This window comes from Massilia sp. TSP1-1-2 (assembly GCF_049896185.1).
Classification (GTDB): domain Bacteria; phylum Pseudomonadota; class Gammaproteobacteria; order Burkholderiales; family Burkholderiaceae_D; genus Telluria_A.
On sequence record NZ_JAFCTU010000067.1, the window covers coordinates 1 to 8,391 of the forward strand.

The following is an 8,391-nucleotide window of genomic DNA, read 5'->3' on the forward strand; positions in this document are numbered from 1 at the left end:
GGCATGCCCCATGATGCGTTATCTAAGATTTGTTTACAACAACTTTCTACACTGTGCGCTCAGGCTGAATAGTCACTGAATTTCTTGGGTTTTTGGGGCCGGCAATCGGCACCAGTACACAGTTTCAGTTTGTCTCATGGAACTTTAAAATACCCGCAGCGCGATAGGCCTTGCGGGTATTTTTTTGTCGGGTAATCGTTGCTGCAACAGCGCCACGTACCCGGTCAGGTAGTTGCCATGCGTCTCAGGCGTTCGCTTTGATGGATGACTCCTCCCAGGATGGCATCTGCCAGATCTTTGGGAAACTCTAGCGGCAGCCGGCGATACACGGCGGCCACCACATCGCCCGCCACAGTAACGAGCTCGTCAATGATCGTTTCGGCCGCGGCCGCCCCCAGCCCTGCCAGCTGCGCATGGCGTGTCCAGTGCCGCCGCTGTACCTGTTGAAGATGATAGTGATTTTCCACACCGCGAACCGCCATGGCCAGTTTGGCGCGCTGGACAGCGACATGGTTTGGCCCGCTACCCAAGACAGGATGCGCGGACAGCACATCGTAGAGAGGCGTCGCCGTGAAGCGGCTTTGCGGCAGGTGGAAAATGCTGAAATTTTTGGCATGCCCGTCAGTTGCAGCGAGTAGCCAAAACACGATCTGGGTTTTGAAGAACTGGACTCGATCGACCTTCGCATTCTCGGAGCCCAGAAGTATGTCCATGACCTTTGTGATGCCGGGGCCGCCGTCGGCCTGGTATTTTCGCAGCGGCGACGTGCCGGTGGCCTGGCAAAAGTCTTCTTGGGGCAAGCGCACAATCCAGCTGGCGTCGTTGGCAAGCCGACGGTCGAAGCGCTCGACGATAAGCACCTTTACCCCGTCGAACCAGGCGATCTCGCAGGGCGCAATTGGCAAGCCGAAAGCGTGCACGAGCTGCGCGCACAGCCACTCGTTTTCGACGGACGTGCGCATGTCGGCCCGCATCGCGCCCACCAGGCCCAGGGGTAACTTGAAGATGTGCGTGGTTGGCGTGCTGCCCGTCGGCCGGTGCCACTGCCCCTCGTGCTTTAATAGCGCGCTTTTCTCCTGTGCCCCGGCAATTGACAGGCGAAGGTCGATTTCGTCATCGTGTTGTCCCAGGGGACGCTCCGATGTTGCATTCCTGAGGATGGCGGCGACCTCGCCTTCGGACAAGCTTTCGCCCGTGATCGAAAACAGATTCTGCGGCACTTCGTCGCCTGGTAACAGCTGGATGGCACCCACGCAATCGCGTCCTATGGCCGCGAGCAATTGATACGGTTCGATGCCATCGGTATTGAAGTGCCGGGCAATTCTCCTGCGGATCGCTTCGCTATCGGGAAGCAGGTTGTCAAAGTAGTTGCCGACCACGGCGCCATGATGGCTCGCGTTTTGCGGTGTAACAGGCAGCGAAAGCGACAGTGGGCGTACTTGCTCATCGGCCAGCCACTCATCAAAGTAGGACAAGGCATGGCGGCCATGCGACGTTTCCCAGTACCCGACCGGAATGCCGTTAAGCCAGATAGTGAGTCGTTGCGCGTGGGATTTCCGGCCCATTACCAGCTCTCCGTCTCTTTGGACGGAGGAATCAATTTTGCGGGAGCTGGAGATGCCTTTTTGCTGTTGTTTCCGGGCGCCTCGCTTGCCCGCTTCAAGGAAGAGGCCGAAGGCTCTGCTGGCATCCGGTCACTCAGGATGAGGTTTCCGCCGAGTAAGCTCACGATTTTGAACAGCCGTTCGACGCTCGTCGTGGGCGGATGCAACTCGATCTTGGCATAGCTTTGCTGGGATACGCCCAGCAAAGCGGCGAGCGCCGCTTGGGACAGGCCAGCCTGCTTCCTCAGACCAACAAGTATGGGCCGCAGTTGCTCGAGAGTTTTGATCTGATAGTCCATGGCAACCCCTTATACCGAACCTACAGTGTAGAACGTGTAAATCCTAATTACAATCCATGGCTTGTAAATATTCAATACAACGTGTAATACGTAATTTTGTTATACACCGCTTGAGTTGTAGGGTGGAGTGTTCCCGGCGGCCTTGACAGCTCTGTTAGTTAACGCACAGTGAGCGCAAGGTAATCGTTATATTTTTTGTATTCGCTACATCGCTTCAGATGAAGCACCCGCGCTGGATTACAAAACTTATAGAGGAACGATCATGGACACTCAAAAACCGCAGCAAGGTAATGGCAGCAACGTTGGCAATGAAGGCTCGGGCAGCAGCATGGGCAAGGATCTGAACAAGGATATGGGCGGCAACGACCATGTCAGCAGCAAGACCGTTGGCTTCGGCAATCTCGACAACGGTATCGACAAATCCCACGACAAGTCGCTCGACAAGGCCCAGGACAAGTCGCAAGACAAGTCCCTCGACAAGTCCCTCGACAAGTCCCTCGACAAGTCGCTCGACACCAGCGCCTCGCAAATGCACCAGACCATTGACAAGGCAGCCGATGCCGCCAAGCCAATGGCCGACCGCATCGCCACCACCGCCCACGCTGGCGTCGAGAAACTCTCGTCCGCGCTGACCGATGCTGGTTCGCGTTTCGAAGACAGATCTAAGCAACTTAGCGAAGCTTACGGCCGCTTTGCGGACACGGGCCGCGAGTATGTGCGCACCAGCCCGGCAAAGTCGGTACTGATCGCGCTGGCGGCCGGCTACACGCTGTCCAAGCTGCTGGGACGCCGCAATTAATCACTACGCGACACGGTTTGTCGCCCGTGCGCCGGATGGCTTGCCGCCGACCGGCTGTACAGGCGCGTCTGTATCGTAAATTTTGCAGAATAGACATTTCTGCCTTGTCATCCCTTTCCCAAGTTCGAGGTGTTTAATGGTTACACGTAAGAAATCCGGCCAATCCGACGAGGGCGCCGGCTCCATCCTCAGTACGGTGTCCGGCCCTTCCAATGCGCCGCCGCCCTCTACTCTTGGCAACATGAATCCCGTCTCGGAACGCTTGTTGGAGAAAACCGTTGCTGGCCAGCAGCTCGCCGCAGCGATGCCTTCCAATGAAAACAAGGCCGCCGAACACGGCGACGCCGCACGCACGCCCCCTGCAGGGCAGACGCGCACGCCATCGTCGCCGGCCGCTACCGGCAGCACCAGCAGCGAAATCATCACCTCCGACAAGGTGGGCGCAGGCATGCCGCCACCGGGATCGAATCCTACCGTCGACCCGCTCGACCGTGTGCGTGTTGACGGCGGCGGGCAGCGCCTGACCACCAACCAGGGCGTGCCGATCGCCGACAACCAAAACTCGCTCAAGATCGGCTTGCGCGGCCCGACCGCGCTGGAAGACTTTATCCTGCGCGAAAAAATCACCCATTTCGACCATGAGCGCATTCCCGAGCGCGTGGTCCACGCGCGCGGTTCAGCTGCCCATGGTTACTTTGAAAGCTACAAGGACTTGAGCGAACTGACCCGCGCGACCGTGTTTGCCGAGCCAGGCAAGCGCACACCGGTCTTTACCAGGTTTTCGACCGTCGCCGGCGAACGAGGTTCCTCGGACACGGTGCGCGACGTGCGCGGTTTTGCCGTCAAGTTTTATTCTGACCAGGGTAACTGGGACCTGGTTGGCAACAACATCCCCGTCTTCTTCATCCAGGACGCGATGAAATTCCCGGACCTGGTGCACTCGGTCAAGCCCGAGCCGCATCACGCGATGCCTCAAGCATCCAGCGCTCACGATACCTTTTGGGACTTCGTCTCGCTGATGCCCGAGTCGACCCACATGCTCATGTGGCAAATGTCGGACCGCGCCATTCCGCGCAGCTACCGCACCATGCAAGGCTTCGGTGTGCACACCTTCCGCCTGGTCAACGCTGCCGGCGAATCGCGCTTTTGCAAATTCCACTGGACGCCGCTGCAGGGCACCCACTCGCTGGTCTGGGACGAGGCCGCCAAGCTGATCGGTGCCGATCCCGATTACCACCGGCGCGACCTGTGGGAGGCGATCGAAGCGGGCGCCTTCCCGGAATGGGAACTGGCGGTACAGGTCTTTACCGAAGAGCAGGCGGACGCTTTTGAGTTCGACGTGCTCGATTCGACCAAGCTGGTGCCCGAAGAATTGGTGCCGCTCACGCCCATCGGCAAGATGGTATTGGACCGCAACCCGGATAACTTTTTCGCGGAAACCGAGCAAGTGGCATTTTGCACCGCCCACATCATTCCCGGCATCGACTTCACCAACGATCCGCTGTTGCAAGGGCGTATTCATTCCTACCTGGATACGCAGATCAGCCGGCTGGGCGGCCCGAATTTCCACGAAATCCCCATCAATGCGCCGGTGGCGATGGTGCAGAACAATCAGCGCGAAGGCATGCACCGGCAGGCCATACACCGTGGGCGCGTCAATTACGAACCCAATTCGCTGGGCGGGGGCTGTCCGTTCCAGGCGGGTACGGCCGGCTTTACCAGCTTCCCGCAGCCGGTCGCAGCCGACAAGGTGCGCGGCAAGCCGGAACTGTTTGCGGACCACTATTCGCAGGCGCGCCTGTTTTTCCACAGCCAGTCGCCCGTCGAGCAGGCCCACATTGCTGCCGCGTTCCGTTTCGAGTTGACGCGGGTGCAGACCCCGGCCGTGCGCGAGCGCGTGCTGTCGCTGCTCGCCAATGTCGACATCGCTCTGGTGAACGCAGTGGCCTCAGGCCTGGGCATGGAAGTGCCGGCGCCGCAGCCAATGGCCACCACGCTGCCGCTGCCCGAGTACGAGCCGTCGCCGCCGCTGTCGCTGCTCAGCCGTCCGGGCCAAACCGGTATCCAGACGCGCAAGGTTGCCATTTTGGTTGGCAATGGGGTTGACGGCGTGATGGTACGCAAGATCTACAGTTCCCTGCTGGCCGATGGCGCCGTACCGCGCCTGGTGGGTAGCCAGTTGGGCAAGGTGCAGTCGAGCGACGGCAGCGTGCTGTTTGTCGAAATCACGCTCGAAGCGGGGCCTTCGGTGCTGTATGACGCGGTCGTCGTGCCCGACGGCGAAGCAGCCGTCAAGGCGCTGAGCCGCGACGCGCATGCGCTCGACTTCATGCGCGAGCAGTACCGCCATTGCAAGCCGATCATGGTCGTGGGCACGGCTGCGGCGCTGCTCCAGCAGGCTGGTGTGCCGCCGGCCTTGCCGGACGGCTCGCCCGATCCCGCCCTGATCGGTACCGACAATGACGACCTGGCGGCCGCCGTCGACGCCTTCAAGCAAGCCCTGGCCTCGCACCGCTCGTTCGCTCGCGAGACCGATCCGCCGATGGTGTAAGCGAAAAAAAACGCCAGCGTTGAGCTGGCGTTTTTTTTGGTGCATGACATCAGGTTTGCTTGCGGCGGCGCCCCATGAATCCCATGACGCCAAGGCCCAGCATCAGCATGCCCAGCGTGGCAGGCTCGGGCAGGGCGACCGCAGCGCTGTCGTCCGGTGGCCTGGGCGTTGGCGTTGGCGTTGGTGTCGGCGTTGGTGTCGGCGTCGGCTCTTTCGCAGTCAGCAGCATGCCGCTTCCGAACAGCGTCAGATTCGAAAAGTCGCCGGCGTTCTTGCCATTATTGAGCATGCGCTGAACCCACGATCCGTTCAAGGTGGTGCCCGCCAATAAGACTTGATCGTCAAACAGCCAGGCGCCACTACCGCCGCCGGTATGCATGGAAAATACCAGGTCAAGCGTGATGTCGGTATCCTTGAGCGTGTTCGTGACCGACCAGGTACCGTTTTTCATGTCGGCGCCAAAGGAAAAACCGAACTGAAGCGGACTGTTGACCTGGCCATGGGCGAGCGTCGCCTTGCCGCCACTGCCAAAGGCGCCGATAGCGCTCCAGTTGCCTGCGTACTCGTCGGCGAACGGCGTGCTGCCCTGCACGCCCTGCGTGTTGACCTTGCCGAGGTAGTCGAAGGTGTCGGCAGCGCTCAGCCCAAGCTGCACATCGTTTTGCGAGGCCGCAATCGTCGGAGCTTTGACCGGGCCGGCGCTGGCCGCAGTGGCCAGCAGTGTCAAGGAGCATAGGGCAGCGCTGGGAATGAAATTTTTCACGATGTTTTTCCAGAAAGATTAAGGAGCTGAGGAAAACACAGTGCGAAGCTTGGGCAGAGCTTTCCTAAGGGCAAATTCTACCTCAAAATCTCGGAAAATGCATAGTTGCCAACACAAGTTACAAAAATACATCTGTTCGTTACTTAACATAAGATGAAAAAAAGCCAGCGATTGCGCTGGCTTTCCTGGTTTTCACCTTGCTATTTCGCGTTATTGAGCTTCGGAATGACTGTTGGCGGCGTCGGCGCCGGATGCTTGCGCAGGCGCTGTACCGCCCGCCGTAAGAGATGCTCAAGATCATCAATGTAGGTGAAACCGGCCGGCACCACCAGCAAGCTGAGCAGCGTGGAGGTGATCAGTCCGCCGATCACGGCCACCGCCATCGGCGAACGGAAACTCGGGTCGGCGCCCCAGCCCAGCGCCAGCGGCATCATGCCGGCGCCCATCGCAATGGTGGTCATGATGATCGGGCGGCTGCGCTTGTGGCAAGCGTCAACCAGGGCATCAAAACGGCTCATGCCCGCTTCGCGCGCCAGGATGGCATAGTCCACCAGCAGAATCGAATTTTTGGTCACGATCCCCATCAGCATGATCAGGCCGATCATCGACGGCATCGACAAGGCCTTGCCGGTCACCAGCAGCGCAACAAAGGCGCCGCCGATCGACAGCGGCAGCGCCAGCAAGATGGTAATCGGCTGCATGAAGTCCTTGAACAGCAGCACCAGCACGCCATAAATACACAGCACGCCGATCAGCATGGCCACGCCAAAGCTGGCAAACAGCGCCTGCATTTCCTGGGCGTCGCCCAGTTCGGCGATTTTCACCGAGGCGGGCAAGGCCTTCATCGATGGCAGCGCGCGCGCCTCGGCGTTGACTTCGCCCAGCGAGCGGCCCGACAGTTCCACTTCGAGCGTCACGTTGCGGCTGCGGTTGAGGCGGTCGATTTGCGCCGGACCGCTTTCCATCGTGATGCTTGCCACGTTGGCCAGCATGACCGGCCCGTTCTTGCCGGGCACCGTCAGGCGCGCAATCGCAGCCAGGTCGGCGCGCACGGCGTCGGGCAGCTTGACTCGGATCGGCACCTGGCGTTCGGCCAGGTTCATCTTGGTCAGCGCCTGGTCGTAGTCGCCGGCGGTGGCCACCCGCACCGTTTCGCCGATGGACGCGGCGGTCACGCCCAGGTCGGCCGCTTTTGAAAAATCGGGCCGTACGATGATCTCGGGGCGCACCAGCGAGGCGCTGGAACTGACGTTGCCAATACCCTTGAGCGTGCGCAGTTCGCGCTCTACCTTGCGCGCCGACTCGACCAGCGCCACCGGGTCTTCGCTGCGCAGCACCAGCTGCATCTTCACGCCAGTGTCTTGCGGGCCGACGTTAAAGCGCGCGCCGGGAATCTGGTCGAGCCGGGTGCGGATCTGGCGTTCGACCTGGTCGAGCGAGTCCTTGCGCTTGTCGCGGTGCAGCGTGGTCAGGGTCAGCACGGCGCGCCGCGCTTCGGCCGCAGCGCCTGGGGCAAACGCGTCGCCGCTGGAGCCGCCGCCGATGGAGCTGAAAATGCTGGTGACGCCCGGCACCTGCATGGCCGCCAGGCGCGCCTGTTCGGCTACCACGCGCGTTTCGGCCAGCGTCGAGCCGGGGGGCAGTTCGACGTTGATCATGGTTTGCGCGCGGTCGGCCGGCGGCACAAAGCCGGTCGGCAGCAAAAACACCAGGCTGATCGACACCACGAAAAACACCAGCGAACCGATGGCCGTCACCAGGCGGTGGTTCAGGCACCACTTCATGGCGCTGATGTAGCGCGTCATCAGCCAGCCGTCTTTTTCTTCGCCGTGCGGCAGCGGCTTCATGATGTAGGCCGCCATCATCGGCGTGAGCAGGCGCGCCACCACCAGCGAGGCCAGAATCGCCAGCACTGCGGTCCAGCCGAACTGCTTGAAAAACAGGCCGGGCACGCCGCCCATGAAAGCGGTTGGGAGGAACACGGCCACCAGCGCAAAGGTGGTCGCAATCACCGCCATGCCGATTTCGTCGGCCGCTTCCAGCGCCGCCTGCATCGGGGTTTTACCCATGCGCAGGTGGCGCGAGATGTTCTCGATCTCGACGATCGCGTCGTCCACCAGCACGCCCACCACCAGCGCGAGCGAGAGCAGCGTGACGGTGTTCAATGTGTAGCCAAACCAGTACTGCCCCAGGAAAGCGGGAATCACCGACAGCGGCAGCGCGGCGGCGGCCACCAGCGTGGCGCGCCAGTCGCGCAGGAACCAGAACACCACCAGCACCGCCAGGATCGCGCCTTCATAGCCTGAATGTTTCATAAACTGCCACTGCGTGTCCGGCTGGCCGACGCAGTGCCTCATCGGCAGCAATTTCAATGT

At 60.9% G+C, this 8,391-nt stretch carries 5 protein-coding genes and 1 pseudogene; 2 read left to right on the forward strand and 4 right to left on the reverse strand.

The window, feature by feature from the left end; translation table 11 throughout:
• Positions 1-224 precede the first annotated feature (224 nt).
• Both ACP7BV_RS26695 and ACP7BV_RS26700 read right to left on the reverse strand, forming a co-directional pair.
• Positions 225-1,565 (reverse strand): type II toxin-antitoxin system HipA family toxin, encoded by a 1,341-nt coding sequence (locus ACP7BV_RS26695; protein ID WP_426107923.1) that lies wholly within the window; start codon positions 1,563-1,565, stop codon positions 225-227.
• On the reverse strand, positions 1,565-1,903 hold the full coding sequence (locus ACP7BV_RS26700) for a helix-turn-helix domain-containing protein (protein ID WP_426107924.1): 339 nt from the start codon (positions 1,901-1,903) through the stop codon (positions 1,565-1,567). The genes ACP7BV_RS26695 and ACP7BV_RS26700 overlap by 1 nt, the downstream gene beginning before the upstream one ends.
• A gap of 262 nt (positions 1,904-2,165) precedes the next feature.
• Between ACP7BV_RS26700 and ACP7BV_RS26705 the strand changes: the two genes are divergently transcribed.
• Both ACP7BV_RS26705 and ACP7BV_RS26710 read left to right on the forward strand, forming a co-directional pair.
• Entirely contained in the window at positions 2,166-2,702 is a 537-nt protein-coding gene (locus tag ACP7BV_RS26705) for a DUF883 family protein (protein ID WP_426107925.1), read from the forward strand.
• A gap of 136 nt (positions 2,703-2,838) precedes the next feature.
• Entirely contained in the window at positions 2,839-5,253 is a 2,415-nt protein-coding gene (locus tag ACP7BV_RS26710; RefSeq protein ID WP_426107926.1) for a catalase, read from the forward strand.
• A gap of 49 nt (positions 5,254-5,302) precedes the next feature.
• Here ACP7BV_RS26710 and ACP7BV_RS26715 read toward each other — a convergent pair whose 3' ends face one another.
• Both ACP7BV_RS26715 and ACP7BV_RS26720 read right to left on the reverse strand, forming a co-directional pair.
• Positions 5,303-6,016, reverse strand: coding sequence for a PEP-CTERM sorting domain-containing protein (locus tag ACP7BV_RS26715; RefSeq protein WP_426107927.1), 714 nt, complete (start codon positions 6,014-6,016; stop codon positions 5,303-5,305).
• Between the two features lie 200 nt (positions 6,017-6,216).
• A pseudogene (locus ACP7BV_RS26720) lies at positions 6,217-8,316 on the reverse strand (efflux RND transporter permease subunit); the annotation flags it as partial.
• Between the last annotated feature and the right edge of the window lie 75 nt (positions 8,317-8,391).

Excerpts from the sequence above, each read along its gene's own strand:
- ACP7BV_RS26700 (WP_426107924.1), bottom strand. The coding sequence starts at position 1,903 with ATGGACTATCAGATCAAAACTCTCGAGCAACTGCGGCCCATACTTGTT.
- ACP7BV_RS26705 (WP_426107925.1), top strand. The coding sequence starts at position 2,166 with ATGGACACTCAAAAACCGCAGCAAGGTAATGGCAGCAACGTTGGCAAT.
- ACP7BV_RS26710 (WP_426107926.1), top strand. The coding sequence starts at position 2,839 with ATGGTTACACGTAAGAAATCCGGCCAATCCGACGAGGGCGCCGGCTCC.
- ACP7BV_RS26695 (WP_426107923.1), bottom strand. The coding sequence starts at position 1,565 with ATGGGCCGGAAATCCCACGCGCAACGACTCACTATCTGGCTTAACGGC.